Origin of the sequence: Sphingomonas sp. PR090111-T3T-6A (assembly GCF_000383095.1) — a bacterium.
Taxonomy (GTDB): domain Bacteria; phylum Pseudomonadota; class Alphaproteobacteria; order Sphingomonadales; family Sphingomonadaceae; genus Solisphingomonas.
This window is the reverse complement of the sequence record NZ_AORL01000021.1, coordinates 1,093,605-1,110,243: the sequence shown is the minus strand read 5'-3', so window position 1 is coordinate 1,110,243 and position 16,639 is coordinate 1,093,605. Positions and strand designations below refer to the sequence as shown.

Annotated in this window: 17 protein-coding genes; 12 read left to right on the top strand and 5 right to left on the bottom strand. The window is 67.5% G+C overall.

The window, feature by feature from the left end:
* Window positions 1-101: 101 nt before the first annotated feature.
* Entirely contained in the window at window positions 102-1,049 is a 948-nt protein-coding gene (locus ST3T6A_RS0115520) for an L-threonylcarbamoyladenylate synthase (RefSeq protein ID WP_019833869.1), read from the bottom strand.
* A 122-nt stretch (window positions 1,050-1,171) separates the two neighbouring features.
* Here ST3T6A_RS0115520 and glmM point away from each other — a divergent pair, with 122 nt between their 5' ends.
* The 3 genes from glmM to thiD are packed head-to-tail and all read left to right on the top strand — an operon-like array spanning window position 1,172 to window position 3,488.
* Window positions 1,172-2,509: a phosphoglucosamine mutase gene (gene glmM, locus ST3T6A_RS0115515; protein WP_019833868.1), complete on the top strand. Its 1,338-nt coding sequence runs from the start codon at window positions 1,172-1,174 to the stop codon at window positions 2,507-2,509.
* Entirely contained in the window at window positions 2,509-2,730 is a 222-nt protein-coding gene (locus ST3T6A_RS0115510) for a DUF1272 domain-containing protein (protein ID WP_019833867.1), read from the top strand. The genes glmM and ST3T6A_RS0115510 overlap by 1 nt, the downstream gene beginning before the upstream one ends.
* On the top strand, window positions 2,727-3,488 hold the full coding sequence (gene thiD, locus ST3T6A_RS0115505; protein WP_019833866.1) for a bifunctional hydroxymethylpyrimidine kinase/phosphomethylpyrimidine kinase: 762 nt from the start codon (window positions 2,727-2,729) through the stop codon (window positions 3,486-3,488). The genes ST3T6A_RS0115510 and thiD overlap by 4 nt, the downstream gene beginning before the upstream one ends.
* Window positions 3,489-3,546: 58 nt before the next feature.
* Here thiD and ST3T6A_RS0115500 read toward each other — a convergent pair whose 3' ends face one another.
* On the bottom strand, window positions 3,547-4,869 hold the full coding sequence (locus ST3T6A_RS0115500; protein ID WP_019833865.1) for a nucleotide sugar dehydrogenase: 1,323 nt from the start codon (window positions 4,867-4,869) through the stop codon (window positions 3,547-3,549).
* A gap of 127 nt (window positions 4,870-4,996) precedes the next feature.
* Here ST3T6A_RS0115500 and msrA point away from each other — a divergent pair, with 127 nt between their 5' ends.
* The 4 genes from msrA (at window position 4,997) to folP (ending at window position 9,011) form a co-directional block, all read left to right on the top strand.
* Window positions 4,997-5,539, top strand: a complete 543-nt coding sequence (msrA, locus tag ST3T6A_RS0115495; protein WP_019833864.1) for a peptide-methionine (S)-S-oxide reductase MsrA — start codon at window positions 4,997-4,999, stop codon at window positions 5,537-5,539.
* A 261-nt stretch (window positions 5,540-5,800) separates the two neighbouring features.
* Window positions 5,801-6,403 (top strand): ribonuclease HII, encoded by a 603-nt coding sequence (locus tag ST3T6A_RS0115485; RefSeq protein ID WP_019833862.1) that lies wholly within the window; start codon window positions 5,801-5,803, stop codon window positions 6,401-6,403.
* Window positions 6,404-6,753: 350 nt separating this feature from the next.
* Window positions 6,754-7,890: a DNA methyltransferase gene (locus ST3T6A_RS0115480; RefSeq protein ID WP_019833861.1), complete on the top strand. Its 1,137-nt coding sequence runs from the start codon at window positions 6,754-6,756 to the stop codon at window positions 7,888-7,890.
* Window positions 7,887-9,011 carry a dihydropteroate synthase gene (folP, locus tag ST3T6A_RS0115475; RefSeq protein WP_019833860.1) on the top strand — a complete coding sequence of 375 codons (1,125 nt, stop codon included), beginning with the start codon at window positions 7,887-7,889 and terminating at the stop codon, window positions 9,009-9,011. Before ST3T6A_RS0115480 ends, folP begins: the two co-directional genes overlap by 4 nt.
* Before the next feature lie 124 nt (window positions 9,012-9,135).
* Here folP and ST3T6A_RS0115470 read toward each other — a convergent pair whose 3' ends face one another.
* A complete protein-coding gene (locus tag ST3T6A_RS0115470; protein ID WP_019833859.1) occupies window positions 9,136-10,569 on the bottom strand; it encodes a sigma-54-dependent transcriptional regulator in 1,434 nt (477 codons plus the stop codon).
* Between the two features lie 135 nt (window positions 10,570-10,704).
* On the opposite strand from ST3T6A_RS0115470, the gene ST3T6A_RS21250 reads away from it, so the two are divergent.
* From ST3T6A_RS21250 to ST3T6A_RS20365, 5 genes are all read left to right on the top strand, one after another.
* On the top strand, window positions 10,705-10,836 hold the full coding sequence (locus ST3T6A_RS21250) for an aa3-type cytochrome c oxidase subunit IV (protein ID WP_019833858.1): 132 nt from the start codon (window positions 10,705-10,707) through the stop codon (window positions 10,834-10,836).
* A 6-nt stretch (window positions 10,837-10,842) separates the two neighbouring features.
* Window positions 10,843-11,967 carry an NAD(P) transhydrogenase subunit alpha gene (locus ST3T6A_RS0115460; RefSeq protein ID WP_019833857.1) on the top strand — a complete coding sequence of 375 codons (1,125 nt, stop codon included), beginning with the start codon at window positions 10,843-10,845 and terminating at the stop codon, window positions 11,965-11,967.
* A gap of 52 nt (window positions 11,968-12,019) precedes the next feature.
* A complete protein-coding gene (locus ST3T6A_RS0115455) occupies window positions 12,020-12,313 on the top strand; it encodes an NAD(P) transhydrogenase subunit alpha (protein WP_019833856.1) in 294 nt (97 codons plus the stop codon).
* Window positions 12,314-12,342: 29 nt separating this feature from the next.
* Window positions 12,343-13,758, top strand: coding sequence for an NAD(P)(+) transhydrogenase (Re/Si-specific) subunit beta (locus tag ST3T6A_RS0115450; RefSeq protein WP_026359760.1), 1,416 nt, complete (start codon window positions 12,343-12,345; stop codon window positions 13,756-13,758).
* A gap of 492 nt (window positions 13,759-14,250) precedes the next feature.
* On the top strand, window positions 14,251-14,934 hold the full coding sequence (locus ST3T6A_RS20365) for a LuxR C-terminal-related transcriptional regulator (protein ID WP_019833854.1): 684 nt from the start codon (window positions 14,251-14,253) through the stop codon (window positions 14,932-14,934).
* 5 nt (window positions 14,935-14,939) lie between these two features.
* Here the strand turns inward: ST3T6A_RS20365 and ST3T6A_RS20930 are convergent, their stop codons facing one another.
* Together ST3T6A_RS20930 and ST3T6A_RS0115435 are read right to left on the bottom strand one after the other, a co-directional pair.
* The gene (locus ST3T6A_RS20930) at window positions 14,940-15,587 is read right to left on the bottom strand and encodes a LuxR C-terminal-related transcriptional regulator (protein WP_019833853.1); all 648 of its coding nucleotides are present in this window, start codon (window positions 15,585-15,587) and stop codon (window positions 14,940-14,942) included.
* Window positions 15,588-15,792: 205 nt separating this feature from the next.
* Window positions 15,793-16,488 (bottom strand): hypothetical protein, encoded by a 696-nt coding sequence (locus ST3T6A_RS0115435; RefSeq protein WP_019833852.1) that lies wholly within the window; start codon window positions 16,486-16,488, stop codon window positions 15,793-15,795.
* Between the last annotated feature and the right edge of the window lie 151 nt (window positions 16,489-16,639).

The window sequence follows — 16,639 nt, the reverse complement described above, 5'->3', positions numbered from 1 at the left end:
GGGTCCAGCTTTCTTCTTCCCTCGTCGCGAAGAAGCAAGAAGCGGGATCCCGGATCAAGTCCGGGATGACGAAGGGGAAGTGCGGCGACGGAACAGCAGCGTTATCGCGGCGCGGCGGCGCGGGCGAGGCGGTCGTTGATCGCGAGGCCCAGTCCATCGCGCGGGATCGGGGCGACCGCGATGGCGGTGGACGCCGTCTCATCCGCATCATGCAGCGCGCCGAACAGCCGGGATGCGGCCTCGATCAGGTCTCCGCTGGCGGACAGCGTATCGTCACCCGTCACATCCCCGAAGCCGATCAGCCATTCGCCGTCGCGCCGCTCGGTCGCATCGAGGCGGAGGGGCTTGCCCGGTGCATAATGGCTGGAGAGCTGGCCCGGCGCCTCGATCGCCGCGTCCGCGACGGGGGAGAGGACGGGGAGGCCGCTCGCCTCCTCCAGCGCCTTCGCGTCGATGGGGCCGGGGCGGAGCAGACGCAGCTTGTCCTGCTCCACAGCGACGATGGTGGATTCCAGCCCATGCCGCGTCGCGCCGCCGTCGAGGATGAGCGCCACCTTGTCGCCCAGCGAGGCGGCGACGTGCGCCGCACGGGTCGCGCTGATCCTGCCGCTGGCGTTGGCGGACGGCGCGGCAAGCGGGCGGTCCGATGCGGCGATCAGCGCGCGCATCGCCGGGTGCGCCGGCATCCGGATCGCGACCGTCGTGAGCCCCGCCGTCACCAGATCGGCCACTGGCGAGCCTGCGCGCGCGGGCAGCACCATGGTCAGCGGGCCCGGCCAGAAGGCGGCGGCGAGCCGATGGGCGGCGGGCGGAAGCTCGGCCAGCGTCTCGGCCTGCTCCAGGCTCGCGACATGGACGATCAGCGGGTTGAACGAGGGCCGCCCCTTGGCCGCATAGATGCGCGCCACCGCCTCGCCCGAGGTCGCGTCGGCGGCGAGGCCGTAGACCGTCTCGGTTGGCACTGCGACGGGCAGGCCTTCGCGGATCTGCGCGGCGGCCACGGCGATCGCGGCGTCGTCGAGGGCGAGGATGCGGGGATGGGACGGCATGACCGGGCGCTAAACCGCATGAGGCCGCGAGGCAACAGCATGAAAGCGTCGCAATGATCGCTGCTCGGGCTGGCGGTCGGCCGCCCGAGCAGAGTATGAGGCCGCCAAGGAAGGGAGCACACATGGCGCGCAAATATTTCGGCACGGACGGCATTCGCGGGCGGACCAACGAGGCGCCGATGACGGCGGAGCTGGCGATGCGCGTGGGGCAGGCGGCCGGCGCGCACTTCCTGCGCGGCGATTATCGCCACCGCGTGGTGATCGGCAAGGACACGCGTCTGTCCGGTTATATGATGGAATCCGCGCTGGTGGCGGGCTTCACCTCGGTGGGGATGGACGTGATCCTCGTCGGCCCGATGCCGACGCCGGCGGTGGCGCTGCTCACCAAGGCGATGCGCGCGGACATCGGCGTGATGATCTCGGCCAGCCACAATCCCTATCAGGATAACGGCATCAAGCTGTTCGGCCCGGACGGCTTCAAGCTCTCCGACGAGGACGAGATGGCGATCGAGGCGATGCTCGACCGTCCGCCGACGCTTGCAAAGCCCGAAGCCATCGGCCGCGCCCAGCGCATCGAGGACGCGCGCGGCCGCTATATCCATGGCGTGAAGGCGACTTTCCCCGAGGATCTGCGTCTCGACGGCCTGCGCATCGTGATCGATTGCGCGCATGGCGCGGCCTACAACGTCGCGCCCTCGGCGCTGTGGGAGCTGGGCGCCGACGTGATCGCGATCGGCGTCAAGCCGGACGGCACCAACGTCAACGACAAGGTCGGGTCGACCGCGCCCGAGGCCTTGCAGCGCAAGGTGCTGGAGACGCGCGCCGATATCGGCATCGCGCTGGACGGCGATGCGGATCGCCTCATCATCGTCGACGAGCGCGGCCAGATCGTCGACGGCGACCAGATCATGGCGGTGATCGCCACCGGCTTCCAGCGGCGCGGCCTGCTCAAGGGCGGCGGCATCGTGGCGACGGTGATGTCCAACCTTGGCCTCGAGCGCTATCTGGAGGCGAACGGGTTGACGCTGCACCGCACCGCGGTCGGCGACCGCTATGTGCTGGAGGCGATGCGCCGCGACGGCTTCAATGTCGGCGGCGAGCAATCGGGGCATCTCATCCTGTCGGACTATGCCACCACCGGCGACGGCCTGCTGGCGGCGCTTCAGGTACTGGCCGAGCTGGTCGAGAGCGGCAAGCCGGCCTCGCAGCTTCTCCGCTGCTTCGAGCCGCTGCCGCAGAAGCTCCAGAACGTCCGCTTCAAGAATGGTGCGCCGCTGGAGGCCGACACGGTGAAGGCGGCCATCGCCGAAGCGGAGGAGAAGCTCGCCGGCACGGGCCGCCTGCTCATCCGCAAGTCGGGCACCGAGCCGCTGATCCGCGTGATGGCCGAGGGCGAGGACCCGGCACTCGTGCAGCAGGTGGTGGAGGCCGTCTGCGAAGCGGTGCGGCGCGCCGCCTGATGCTGGAGATGAGGCCCCTGTGCGAGGCGTGCGGGCGCATCCTGCCGGCGGAGCGCGACGGGGCCTTCATCTGCTCGATGGAATGCACCTTCTGTTCGGACTGCGTGGTGGGGCCGCTCGACGGCACGTGCCCCAACTGCAAGGGCGAGCTCCGCCCGCGTCCGCCGCGCGTGGGTGAATTGCTGTCGCGCTATCCGGCGGCGACGGGGCGCCCGGCATGACCATCCCGCGCGTGCTGATCATCGCCGGCTCGGATTCCGGCGGCGGGGCGGGCATCCAGGCCGACATCAAGACGGTGACCGCCTTCGGCTGCCACGCGATGACGGCGATCACCGCGATCACCGCGCAGAACACGCGCGGCGTGAGCGGCGTGGCGCTGCTCGATCCGGCGATGGTGGTGGCGCAGATCGATGCCGTGCTCTCCGACATCGGCGCGGATGCGATCAAGATCGGGATGATCGGCTCGTCCGCCATCGCGGAGGCGGTGGCCGACAGGCTGGAGCAGGCCGACGCGCGCGTGCCGCTGGTGTTCGATCCAGTCATGGTGGCGACCAGCGGGGCGATGCTGGCGGACGATGCCACGATCGCTGCGTTCGAGCGGCTGATGCGCCTCGCGGCCTTGGTGACGCCGAATATCCCCGAGCTGGCCGTCCTGTCGCCCGAGGGGGCTGATGCGCTGGTCCGGCGGACGGGCACGGCGGTGCTCGCCAAGGGCGGCCATGGCGACGGCGAGCTGCTGATCGACACGTTGATCCTGCCCGGCGGCGAGCGGACCGAGTGGGGCAACCAGCGGATCGTGACCCGCCACACGCATGGCACGGGCTGCACGATGGCAAGCGCGATCGCGTCCGGGCTGGCGCGGGGCGACGATCTCGCCAAGGCGGTGGCGGCGGCGCGGCGCTATGTCCGCACGGCGATCGAGGCTGCGCCGGGGTTGGGGCAGGGCAGCGGCCCGCTTGGCCCCGGCATCGTCGGCTAAAGCGATTTCAAGCGCGGCGGAATCGCCGCGCGGCTCGGAAAACGCGTTCGAACAGGAGCTAGAGCGTCCAGACCTTCCGGCCGAAGTCGCGGCCGCGGAACACGCCCTTCACGTCCGCGAACAGGCCGTCCTCCTCGACGAGCCCGGCCAATGCCGCATCGCTCATGTTGCGATAGAAACGGTGCGACACCGCCGACACGACGAGATCATAGCGCCGGTCGAGAGCGTCCGGATCGAGGCGCACGCCATAATCCTTCTCGGCCTCGGCGGCATCCGCGAGCGGATCGTGCACCGTCACGGAGTGGCCGTGATACCAGAAGCGCTTCACGATATCGCCGACCTTGGAGTTGCGCAGGTCCGGCACATCCTCCTTGAACGTCACGCCGAGGATCAGGATGCGCAGCGCGATGCGGCCCATCTTCAGGTGCAGCGTGTCCGCGATCCAGCGGCCCATATCGTCGTTCACCCGGCGCGCGGCGGGGATGACCTCGGGCAGATGCCCCAGCTCGATCGCGCGGTGCGAGAGATAATAGGGGTCCACGCCGATGCAGTGCCCGCCGACGAGACCGGGGGTGAAGGGCAGGAAGTTCCACTTGGTCTTCGCGGCATCGATCACATCCCAGATCGACACGTCGAGCCGGGCGAAGATGCGCGTCACCTCGTTCATGAAGGCGATGTTGATGTCGCGCTGGGCATTCTCGATCGCCTTGGCGCCCTCGGCCGCCTTGATCGAGGCGGCGCGGAAGGTGCCGCCCGTCGTCACGCGCTCGTAGATGGCGGCGACGCGCTCGGTCGTCTCGGGGCTGTCGCCGGAGACGACCTTCACGATGCGGTCGACGGTGTGCTCGCGGTCGCCCGGATTGATGCGCTCCGGCGAATAGCCGACGACGAAATCATCCTTCCACCTGAGCCCCGAGACGCGCTCCATCGCGGGCACGCACAGCTCCTCGGTGACGCCCGGATAGACCGTGCTCTCGAAGATCACGAGCGGCTTGCGGCGGCCGTCCAGCATCCGCCCGACCATCTCGCTTGCCGAGATCAGCGCGCGCAGATCCGGCCGGTTGCGGTCGTCGACAGGGGTGGGGACGGTGACGATGTAGACGTCCGCCGGGGCGCATCCCGCCGCGTCCGAATGATATTGGAGCGTGGAGGCGGCGAGCGCCTCCGCGTCGATCTCGCCGGTGCGATCCTCTCCGCGGGCGAGTTCCGCGACACGCTCGGTGCTGATGTCGAGGCCCGCCGTCGGGAAGCTGCGGGCCAGCGCAACCGCCAGCGGCAGGCCGACATAGCCCAGCCCGACCACGACGATCGACTGGGCATCGGCCGCACCCGGAACGGGGGCGTCGGGGGCGGAGGTCGGGTCTGCGAAGCGTACGTCCATGCGGGCGGCATAACGCGTTGGCGTAAAGGCTTCGTCAAGGCGCCTTTCGTCGGGTTGGACTGTTGAAAATCCCGTTCCGGAGCACCACCCTCTGCGCCAAGATATTCTCTAGCTTCGGAGTGAGGAAATGGCGCAGGAGATCGCGACGCTGGCAGGGGGCTGCTTCTGGTGCGTCGAGGCGGTGTTCGACGACGTGCTCGGCATCGAGTCCGTGGAGAGTGGCTACACCGGCGGCACAGTCGAGAGCCCGAGCTACAAGCGGGTGTGCGAGGGCGACACCGGCCATGCCGAGGCGGTGCGCATCACCTTCGACCCGGACGTCATCAGCTATGACGACCTGCTCGACATCTTCTTCCACATCCACAACCCGACACAGCTCAACCGTCAGGGCAACGATGTCGGCACGCAGTATCGCTCGGCGATCTTCCCGCATTCGCCCGGGCAGGAGGCTTCCGCCCGCGCCGCGATCGCGCGTGCGCAGGAGGAGCATGATGAGCCGGTCGTCACCACGATCGAGCCGCTCGCGCCCTGGTATGTCGCCGAAGACTATCACCAGGAATATTTCGAGCGGCAGGGCTCGGAGAACGCCTATTGCATGGCGGTCGTCGCGCCCAAGCTCCAGAAGTTCCGCAAGAGCTATGCGGCGCGGCTGAAGCGCCAGACGGCCTGATCGGCCGGGGCGGGGGCTTGCCGGCCTCCGCCCGCTTCGTCTTCAGTGGCCGGCCAGCGCCACGAAGCCGAGACAGAAGCTGCCGCCGATCACGATCAGCACCAGCTTCGGCGAAATCGGCGCCGGTCGCGCCCCCTTCCAGAGACTCATGGCATCATCCCCCTGTGGCGCCATCATGCGCTGCAAAGATGAGCATATGCTTGACGGCGGTTTGGCGCATTGACGGTTCCTTGGCGGGCCCGATCGCCGTAGAGGGGCGTCATGCCTCCCAGCTTCCGTTACGAGCGAGACCATCCCGAACCCTGCGCCGGCGTCGACGAGGCGGGGCGCGGGCCGCTCGCCGGCCCTGTGGTCGCGGCGGCCGTCATCCTCGACCGGCGGCGCGTGCCGCGCGGCATCGATGACTCCAAGAAGCTCAGCGAAGCCGCCCGCGAAGGGCTCTACGACCGCATCGTGCGTTCCTCGACGGGCTGGGGCGTCGGCATCGTCGACGTGGAAGAGATCGACCGGCTCAACATCTATCACGCCACCATGCTCGCCATGAACCGCGCGGTGGATGCGCTGGGCGTCGATCCGGGGATGGTGCTGGTCGACGGGAATGCGCTGCCCAAGTGGCGGCACCCCGCGACGGCCATCGTCTCGGGCGACGCGCTCAGCCGCTCGATCGCGGCGGCCTCGATCATCGCCAAGGTGACGCGCGACCGGATGATGCTGGATTATGACGGGCAATATCCCGGCTATGGCTGGCGGCAGAACAAGGGCTACGGCACCGCCGAGCACCGCGCGGCGCTCATCGAACTCGGCCCGACGCCGCTCCATCGCCGCAGCTTCGCGCCGGTCGCGCAGTTGGTGCTGGCGCTCTGACCTGCCGTCATCCCGGACTTGATCCGGGATCCCGCTTCTTCCCTGTTCATCGCTGGAAGAAGGGAGCTGGACCCCGGATCAAGTCCGGGGTGACGAGGCAGGGGAGGAGCAGTCGTCCGAAACGTGCGAAATTTACCCTAAGTGTGAACTGAGTCGTTTGAGTCACACCACTAGGGGTTGAGTCAGGCGAGTCGCCCTGACTCCCATATCTGGTGTCGGAGGGAATCGGTTCTCTCTCTGTACCGCCGCGACTCGCGGGATTCCGGGGGTTTTTATGCTTGACGGTCGAGTCGCGGGGAATCACTTAGCACCCATCTGACAGTGTCAATCGGTGTATAAGGGTTCGCGTCATGGGGCAGTTCGATGTTGGTGTGCAGACGCGCGTGGCTCAGGCGCGAGCCGCTGAGGGTGTGCTGCCGCTCGACCAGATTGTGCGCGACGATTGCGTGCGCGCCATGAAGGCGATGCCCGACAAGTCGGTCGACTGCATCTTCGCTGATCCGCCCTACAATCTCCAGCTCGGCGGCGATCTCTTCCGCCCGGACGGCAGCCAGGTGGATGCCGTCGACGACGACTGGGACAAGTTCGAAAGCTACGCGACCTATGATCGCTTCACCCGCGCCTGGCTCAAGGAGGCGCGCCGCATCCTCAAGGACGACGGCACGCTCTGGGTGATCGGCAGCTACCACAACATCTTCCGCGTCGGCGCCAATCTCCAGGACGAGGGCTACTGGATCCTCAACGACATCGTGTGGCGCAAGGCGAACCCGATGCCCAACTTCAAGGGCACGCGCTTCACCAACGCGCACGAGACCCTGATCTGGGCCGCCAAGTCCGAGACCGCGCGCTACACCTTCAACTACAAGGCGATGAAGGCGCTCAACGACGATCTCCAGATGCGCTCGGACTGGGTGCTGCCGATCTGCTCGGGCGGCGAGCGCCTCAAGGACGACGAGGGTGGCAAGGCGCACCCGACGCAGAAGCCGGAAGCTCTGCTCTATCGCATCCTGTTGGCGACGACGAAGCCGGGGGATGTGGTGCTCGATCCCTTTTTCGGCACGGGCACGACGGGCGCGGTCGCCAAGCGCCTCGGCCGCCGCTGGATCGGCATCGAGCGCGAGCCGCGCTACATCCGCGTGGCGCGCGAGCGCATCGCCGCTGCGCTTCCGCTCGACGAGAGCGCAATGATGGTGATGCCGTCGCGCAAATCGACGCCGCGCGTGCCCTTCGGCGCGCTGGTCGAGGCGGGGCTGCTGGAGCCGGGCGCGGTGCTGATGGACGCCAAGCGCCGCTGGAGCGCCAGCGTGCGCGCCGACAGCTCGCTGACGCATGACAGCCGCACCGGCTCGATCCACAAGCTCGGCGCCGAGTTGCAGGGCGCGCCGTCGTGCAACGGCTGGACCTTCTGGCACTATGAGCGCAACGGCAAGCTGGAGCCGATCGACACGCTCCGCCAGGCCTATATCGCGAGCCAGCCGGCGGCATGATCTCCGCCGAGATCGCGCGGCGCGGCCGCTCCGCGCAGATCTATCTCCGGCCCACCGGCTTCGTCGACGCGCCTTTCGGCTATGACGGGCAGACGATGCGGCTGGCGGGCGGGCTGGTCTGGTTCTCGATGGTCGAGGTGCTGGCGGCGGATGCGCACGGGCGCTTCGACCATGCCCTCGTCCCCGTCGAGCGGATCGAGGATTTCGTCGACAGCCTGCCCGAGCCGCAGCGGACCTCCGCGGGCCGGCAGCTCGGCCGCCTCACCGAGGCCCGTGCGCCGCTGACGCTGGGCGAGCGCGTCGTCCGGCTCGACCAGCCGCAGGTGATGGGCATCGTCAACGTCACGCCCGACAGCTTCTCGACCGGCAAGGGTCTGGAGGAGCAGCCCGCCGAGGCCGCCGACCATGCGGTGGCGCTGGCGTCGGCGGGGGCGGCGATCATCGACATCGGTGGCGAGTCCACGAGGCCGGGCGCCAAGACCGTCTGGGAAGGCGACGAGATCGCCCGCGTCGTCCCCGTGATCGAGCGGTTGAAGGCGAGTGGCGCGGCGCTCTCGCTTGATACGCGGAAGAGCGCGGTGATGGCGGCGGGCCTCGCGGCGGGCGCGCACATCATCAACGATGTCTCGGCGTTCACCTATGACAGCGAGGCGCTGCGTGTCGTGGCGGCGAGCGACTGCCCGGTGGTGCTGATGCATCATCAGGGTTCGCCCGAGACGATGCAGCAGGACCCGCAATATCGCGACGCGCTGCTCGATGTTTACGATTGGCTGGAGGAGCGCATCGCGGCGGTGACGGCCGCGGGCGTGGCGCGCGAGCGGCTGCTGATCGATCCGGGCATCGGCTTCGGCAAGACGCTGCGGCACAATCTGGCGATCCTGAATGGGCTATCGCTGTTCCATGCGCTCGGTCTGCCGATCGTGCTGGGCGCGAGCCGCAAGCGGATCGTCGGCGCGCTCTCGGGCGAGGCGGATGTGAGCCAGCGGCTCGGTGGATCGATCACGTTGGCGCTCAAGGGCGCGGCGCAGGGCGTGCAGATATTGCGCGTCCACGACGTGTTCGAGACGGTGCAGGCGCTGCGCGTGTGGCGCGGGCTGAGGGATGAGGCGCTGACGCCGTAGGCTTCTTCGTCACCCCGGACTTGATCCAGGGTCTAGCTGCCTTCTCGGCGCTGAAGAAGAAAGAAGCGGGATCCCGGATCAAGTCCGGGATGACGTTGGAGGAGGCGGGGCTGAAGCGAGGGCCTCAGGCCGCCGTATCGATCCCCAGTTCGCCGAGCTTGCGGTAGAGCGTCGAGCGCCCGATCCCGAGGCGGCGCGCCACTTCGCTCATCCGGCCGCGATAATGGCTGATCGCATGGCGGATCACGTCGGCCTCGATCTCGTCGAGCGGGCGGAGATGGCCGTCGGGCGTGTAGAGTGTCACCCCGCCCGAGGGCGACACCGGCACGCGATGGCCGAGCCCGTTGCCGCGCGGCTGGCGGCGGCGGGAGAAGCTCTCCTGCGCGATCTGCGGGAAGTCGGCGGTCGTCAGCGACGGCGCGTCGCACAGCACGGCGGCGCGGAACAGCGCGTTCTGGAGCTGGCGGACATTGCCCGGCCAGTCATAGCCGGCGAGCAGGGCCAGCGCGTCGTCGGTGATCTCCAGCTCGCGCAGGCCCGGCTGGTGGGCGATACGGTCGAGCAGGTGGCGGACGAGCAGCGGCAGGTCGCCCATCCGCTCGCGTAGCGGCGGGACCGCCACATGCACGCCGGCGAGGCGATAGAGCAGATCCTCGCGGAAGCGTCCGGCGGCGACCTCCTCGGCCAGCGACATGCGGCTGGCGGCGATGATGCGGATGTCGACCTCGCGATAGCCCCGGCTGCCCAGCGGCCAGATGCGCCCCGTCTCGATCGTCGCGAGGAGCCGCGCCTGCGTGTCGAGCGCGAGCGAGGAGACATCGTCGAGGAACAGCGTGCCGCCGTCGGCTTCGACGAAACGGCCGGGCTTGCGCTCGAAGGCGCCGGCGAAGGCGCCGCGCTCATGGCCGAACAGATCCGAATCGATGACGTTGGCGGGGATGGCGCCGCAATCGATCACCACCAGCGGGCGCTGGGCGCGCGGGGAGGCGGCGTGGATCGCCTCGGCGAACATCTCCTTGCCGGTGCCGCGCTCGCCTTCGATCAGCACGGGGATGCGGGCGCGAGCGGCCTTGGCGGCGGTGGCGACGGCGGCGCGGAAGGCGGTGCCGGTGCCGACGATCTCGTCGAAGGCGAGCGGTTGCCACAGCTTCTCCGCCATCGGGCGCAGCTCGCCCTCGATCGACTGGCGGTTGGCGGCGGCGTCGAGGGCGGCGAGCAGGCGGTCCGGCGCGATGGGCTTCACCAGATAGTCCGTCGCGCCCTGCCGCATCGCCTCCACCGCGACGGCGAGACCCGCCATTTCGGTGAGGACGTGGACGGCCTTGTCGGGATGCTTCGCGCGCAGCTCCGCGACCATGGTGGGCGTGTCGTCCCGCTGGTCGATCAGGATCGCCTCGATGGTGCTGCCCTGCGGCGTGGAGAGCGAGGAGAGCGAATCCGGGCCGACGTCCGCGACGATGGTCCGCCAGCCAGCGCGGGCGGCGATGGCGGAGACGAGACGCCGCTGGCCGGCATCCTCATCGATCAGCAAAAGGCTTCGGATCGTCTCGCGCGGCATTCCGTTTCCTCTGGAATTGGTCTTGTCGGTAACGTCGTCAGGTAAAGACAGGCTTAATCACCCTACATATGATTAGGCTTGCAGCCCGGAGTCAGGCAGGTAGAAATCTGCGCACTGCAATCCAGCGAGGAACCGATGGCGGAAAGCTCCCACGTTGAGATGAATGCTCATCAGCAAACCTATGGCAGTTTCGTCAGGCTGTTGAAATATGGTGCTGCTGCCTGTTTCCTTGCGGCGTTTGTCGTCATCCTGCTCATCGCGAACTGACGGCGGATGGCGAAGATCGGGGCGCTCAGGGAGAGCGCGGCGGGGGAACGGCGGGTGTCCGTGACGCCCGAGACGGTGAAAAAATTCATCGGGCTCGGCGCGGAAGTGGCCGTGGAAGCGGGGGCGGGCGAGGGCGCGTCGATCGCCGATGCGGCTTTCGCGGAGGCTGGCGCCAAGGTTGCGACTCGGGCCGAAGTCATTTCGGGGGCGGATATCCTGCTCGGCGTGCAGGGGCCTGATCCGGCGAGCCTCTCCGGTGCGAAGCCGGGCGTCTGGCTCGCGGCGGCGCTCAACCCCTTTGGTGAGCGGGCGCGGGTGGATGCCTATGCCGCCGCCGGGATCGAGGCGCTGGCGATGGAGTTCATGCCGCGCATCACGCGCGCGCAGTCGATGGACATTCTTTCGTCGCAGTCGAACCTTTCCGGCTACAAGGCGGTGCTGGATGCGGCGAGCGAATATGGCCGTGCCTTCCCGATGATGATGACGGCGGCGGGCACGGTCTCAGCCGCGCGGCTGTTCGTGATGGGCGTCGGCGTCGCCGGCCTCCAGGCGATCGCCACCGGGCGCCGTCTGGGCGCGCAGGTGTCGGCTACCGACGTGCGATCGGCCACCAAAGAGCAGATCCTGTCGCTCGGGGCGAAGCCGATCTTCGTCGAGAATGTCGCCGGGATCGAGGGCGAAGGCTCGGGCGGCTATGCCACCGAGATGTCGCCCGAATATCAGAAGGCTCAGGCGGAGCTGGTCTCCAGCCATATCGCCAAGCAGGACATCGTCATCACGACGGCGCTCATTCCGGGCCGCCCCGCGCCGCGCCTGATCTCCGACGCGCAGATCGCGACGATGCGGCCGGGCTCGGTGATCGTCGATCTCGCGGTCGAGGCGGGCGGCAATGTCGAGGGTGCGGTTCCGGGCGAGGTGGTGGTGCGGCATGGCGTCAAGATCGTGGGCCATCGCAACGTACCGTCCCGGCTCGCGGCGGATGCCTCGGCGCTGTTCGCGCGCAACCATTTCAACTTCCTCTCCGCCTTCTGGGACAAGGAGAAGGGCGCGCCCGTGCTCGACGAGGAGATCGGCGACGCGATCCGCCTGACGAAGGACGGGAAGGTCGTGAACCCGAGGCTGCTCGGATGAGCGCCGCCCGACGCCCGTTCCGCACGACCGCGACGCAATAGGAGCCGTTCCCATGGATTTCGTTTCGGTCCTGTCGATCTTCATGCTGGCCTGCTGCGTGGGCTATTATGTCGTCTGGTCGGTGACGCCGGCGCTGCACACGCCGCTGATGTCCGTCACCAATGCCATCTCCTCGGTCATCATCGTCGGCGCGCTGATCGCGTCGGCGGCGGAAGGATCGACCACGTCCAAATGGCTTGGCCTCGCCGCCGTGGTGCTGGCGAGCGTCAATATCTTCGGCGGGTTCGCCGTCACCGAGCGGATGCTCGCCATGTACAAGAAGAAGGATCGGCCGGCGGCCAAGTGATCCGGCACCGACATCTGGGGGTTTAAGGAATGTCCGAAGCCGTTGCCGTCAACCCGTGGGTGGCGTTCATCTATCTGATCGCGGGGTTGTGCTTCATCCTCGCGCTGCGCGGGCTGTCGAGCCCGGAGAGCAGCCGGCGGGGCAACCGCTTCGGCATGGTCGGCATGGTGCTGGCGGTGGGCACGACGCTCGTCACGCACCGGATTGCCAGCCTGCCCGAGATCATCGTGGCAATGGCGATCGGCGGTGGCATCGGCTTCGTGGTGGCGCGGCGCATCCAGATGACGGCGATGCCGCAGCTCGTCGCGGCCTTCCACTCGCTGGTCGGCCTCGCGGCGGTACTGGTGGCGGTGGCGGCCTATGCCAATCCGGGCGCGTTCGGCATCCTCGATCTCGCGACCGGGCATATCCACCAGGTCAGCCGGATCGAGATGGGGCTGGGCATCGCGATCGGCGCCATCACCTTCTCGGGCTCGGTGATCGCCTTCCTCAAGCTCAACGGCAACATGTCGGGCAAGCCGATCCTGCTGCCGGCGCGCCATGTCATCAATCTCGGCACGCTGGCGCTGATCGTCGCGCTGATCGGCTATTTCCTCACCGACGACGCGCTGCCTGTCTTCGCTGCGATCACGGCGCTGAGCTTCGTCATCGGCTTCCTGCTGATCGTGCCGATCGGCGGGGCGGACATGCCGGTCGTGGTGTCGATGCTGAACAGCTATTCGGGCTGGGCGGCGGCCGCGATGGGCTTCACGCTGCACAACACGGCGATGATCATCACCGGCGCGCTGGTGGGCTCGTCGGGTGCGATCCTCTCCTACATCATGTGCCGCGCGATGAACCGGAGCTTCATCAGCGTGATCGCCGGCGGCTTTGGCACCGAGGCGGGCGCGTCGGGCGGGGCGGCGGCGATCGACCGTCCGTGGAAGCGCGGCTCGGCCGAGGACGCTGCTTTCCTGATGAAGCAAGCCGAGCAGGTCATCATCGTGCCGGGCTATGGCATGGCGGTGGCGCAGGCGCAGCACGCGCTGCGCGAGATGGGCGACCTGCTCAAGAAGGAAGGCGTGCGCGTGAAGTACGCCATCCACCCTGTTGCGGGCCGTATGCCGGGCCATATGAACGTGCTGCTGGCCGAAGCCAACGTCCCCTATGACGAGGTGTTCGAGCTGGAAGACATCAACGGCGAGTTCGCCCAGAGCGATGTCGCCTTCGTGATCGGCGCCAACGACGTCACCAACCCGGCCGCCAAGACCGACAAGTCCTCGCCCATCTACGGCATGCCCGTGCTGGATGTGGAGAAGGCCAAGACGGTGCTGTTCGTGAAGCGCTCGATGGGTGGCGTCGGCTATGCGGGTGTCGATAACGAGGTATTCTACCGCGACAATACCATGATGCTTCTTGCCGATGCCAAGAAGATGGTGGAGGAAATCGTCAAGGCGATGGGCTGACGCCGGCTTCGACACGGCGTTCCGATCCGCCTCCCGCCCGGGGAGGCGGCATTCGCCTCGTCCCTTGTGCATCACGCCCCGGCGAGAATCACCCCGCCTGTCGGCCGTGCCGCCGAATGCCCTGAGAGCGCCGATTCGGCGGTAAAATCAGCCGAATGAGTGAGCCTCCATCCCTCCGGAGTAGAGGGGGCATCCGCACGAGATGATCGGGACATCCATTATTTCCTCGCACCAAGGCCGGTTCGAGGTTCTGTTCTTCATTATTGTTTGCCCGAAACAACCCGCAGCTACCTACCAAGTTTAGACCAAAGCCCAAAAGATTTGTACCGGATATGGGCACTTGTGACAGATTGGTTGGTTAACGCCTTGTTACTGGAGGGCCTCCGAGTATATTAATACTTTCGGAGGGCGAACCAGAAAACCTCCAAGGTTTCGGTCGAGTTGATGGAGTGTTGCGGAGCGGGTCAGTGGGCTGTCATTCCGGGGGTTGGCATGGCCAAATCTGCGCACATCTCACTATTTGGCGACAACGAGATCGCTCGGGAAGGGCTGAAGCGCCTCCTCGTGGAAGGCGGGTTCGAAACGCGCTGCCGGGCGGTGGATGAGATCGGCAAGGTGGCCGGCGAACTGGACGACGAGCCGGAGCATGTCATCATCGTCGATGCCCAGTCCGCGGAGGCAGGGCTGGTTGCCTGCGCGGCGATCCGGGAGCAGCTCAAGTCCGCGCGCATCGTCCTCATCGGCGACGGCTGCGACACCGCGACGGTTCGCCGATCGCTCACCATGGGCGCGGACGGCTATCTGGCGCGACAGGTCTCCTACGAACCGCTGATCCTGATGCTGGAACTGGTGTCGATGGGGGAGAAGATCCTCCCCACCGAATTCGTCGAGGACTTCGCCTCCAACGGCCATGTCGCGGCGGTCGCCAAGTGGGACGACGTGAAGACCCGCAACAATCTTTCCGAGCGAGAGATCGGCATTCTGCGCTGTCTGGTGGAAGGAGACGCCAACAAAGTCATCGCCCGCAAGCTCGGCATCGCCGAGGCGACGGTGAAGGTGCATGTGAAGGCGATCCTGCGGAAGCTCCATGTCCTCAACCGCACGCAGGCGGCGATCTGGGTCGTCAATCAGGGGCTGCTCGAGGAGCAGAGTCTGGCGGCCTGTGACGACGCATAAGCCTGTCAGGATGCAGTACGCCGGCTGACCGCCCATACCGCGGCCTGCGTGCGGTTGCCGACGTTGAGTTTGCGCAGAATGGCCTTGATGTGCACCTTCACCGTCGGCTCGGCGATATTCAGCCGGCGGGAGATCACCTTGTTGGCGTCCCCTTCCACCAGGCAGTGCAGCACGCCGACTTCGCGTTGCGAGAGCTGCCGGTGATCGGCGATCTCGTTCCAGTCGGGCAGGAGGACGGAGACTTCCGATCCCATCAGATGCTCGATGCAGCGGGTCGGCAATATCTTCTGCCCGGTCAGGATCAGGCGCAGGCTGTGGAGCAGCGCGGCGAACGGCATGTCGCGCGTCAGGAAGCCGTTGATCCCCGCGGCGAGGCCGTTCTGCAGGAAGGCCAGAGGAAAATCCGGGCAGAGCAGCGCGATCGGGGAGTTGAGGAAACGGCCCCGTAGCCGGAGCGCCATCGCCAGTGCGCCGGCTTCGCTGTCGCCTTCGACGAGCAGGAGATGGAGCGGGTCGTCCTGTCCGACGGAAAGGCGCTCCGCTTCCGCGAAGGAGAGGCTGGCCGCCGGGAGGCCGTGCGAGAGGATCAGGCGCTTCGATCCCTCGCGGCTCAGCTCGCAGTTCGAGATGATCGTGATCCGCTGTTGGCCCATGGGTGCGCCCCCTTCATGGCTTCGCACGCCGCGCGTCCCGCCGTTTCACAGGAAGGCCCGCGGCGACGATCGCTCCGGACGTCATTCCATGTGCGGTCTTTGGGTGGCACGATCCCACAGGATGTCTCTCCCCGGACAGGCTTTTTTGCCGTTCCGGCGGAAGACTGTTCCGATGCGGGACGATGACGCCCCGCACGCGGCGATTTCAGGCAGGGACGGGCACGCCGATCCCGATCACCGTCCAGTGCGGATGGTGCGCACCGGAAAGCACCTCGCGCAGCAGCAGCGGCGCCACCTGTGTCATGAGCGAGACGTTCATGTCCGTCGGATCGCCATGCATGAGGATGACGGTGCCGGAGATGCGCCGATCGGCAAAAGTCCGTTTTGCGGCTTCCCGGCAGTGGGCGAGGAGCTTCTGCTCATCCTCATATTCCTGAGCGCCGGACGATCCCGCCCAATGAACTAGCAGCCAGTCCGACACCCGATCCCGGAGCAGGCGATGCACGCGCAGCATGTGATGGCCGCCCCCATGGGGAAGGCGGACGAAACAGGGCGTGGGTTCCGGCTGGAGACGGGTGACGAGATCGTCGTCGCGGTCGGGTCTGGCGAAGAAGGGTTCGGGCGGAATCCGATCCATGCCGAACGCGTCATAGCCGCGCGCATAGAGGGCTTCCCCGTCGCTCGTCAGGGGAGCGGGTTGGGGATGGGGCTCGATGCAGGTGCCGCGCAGGAAGAAGCTGATCGGCACGCCCTGCACGCGGAGATGGTCGACGATCTCGGGCGAGGGGGCGTGATCCAGATCGCTCGCGATGGAAAGGCGGGGCGCATTGCGCTCCAGCGCCGAAATTCCATGACCGCCAGGGAAGACGCCTTCCAGCGTCCGCTTCATCTTCTCCAACATCGGCGCCCTTCTCCCCCGCCTTCTCCCGGCAGGCGGACGGATCGCACCGCGCCGGGTCATTGTCCGGCGGCCGCCCCCTCGGCCGGCCGGATTATGCAGAAACTTGCCCAAGGGCCGATCGGCAGCCTGCGTCACGCGAAGGAGCCCCCCG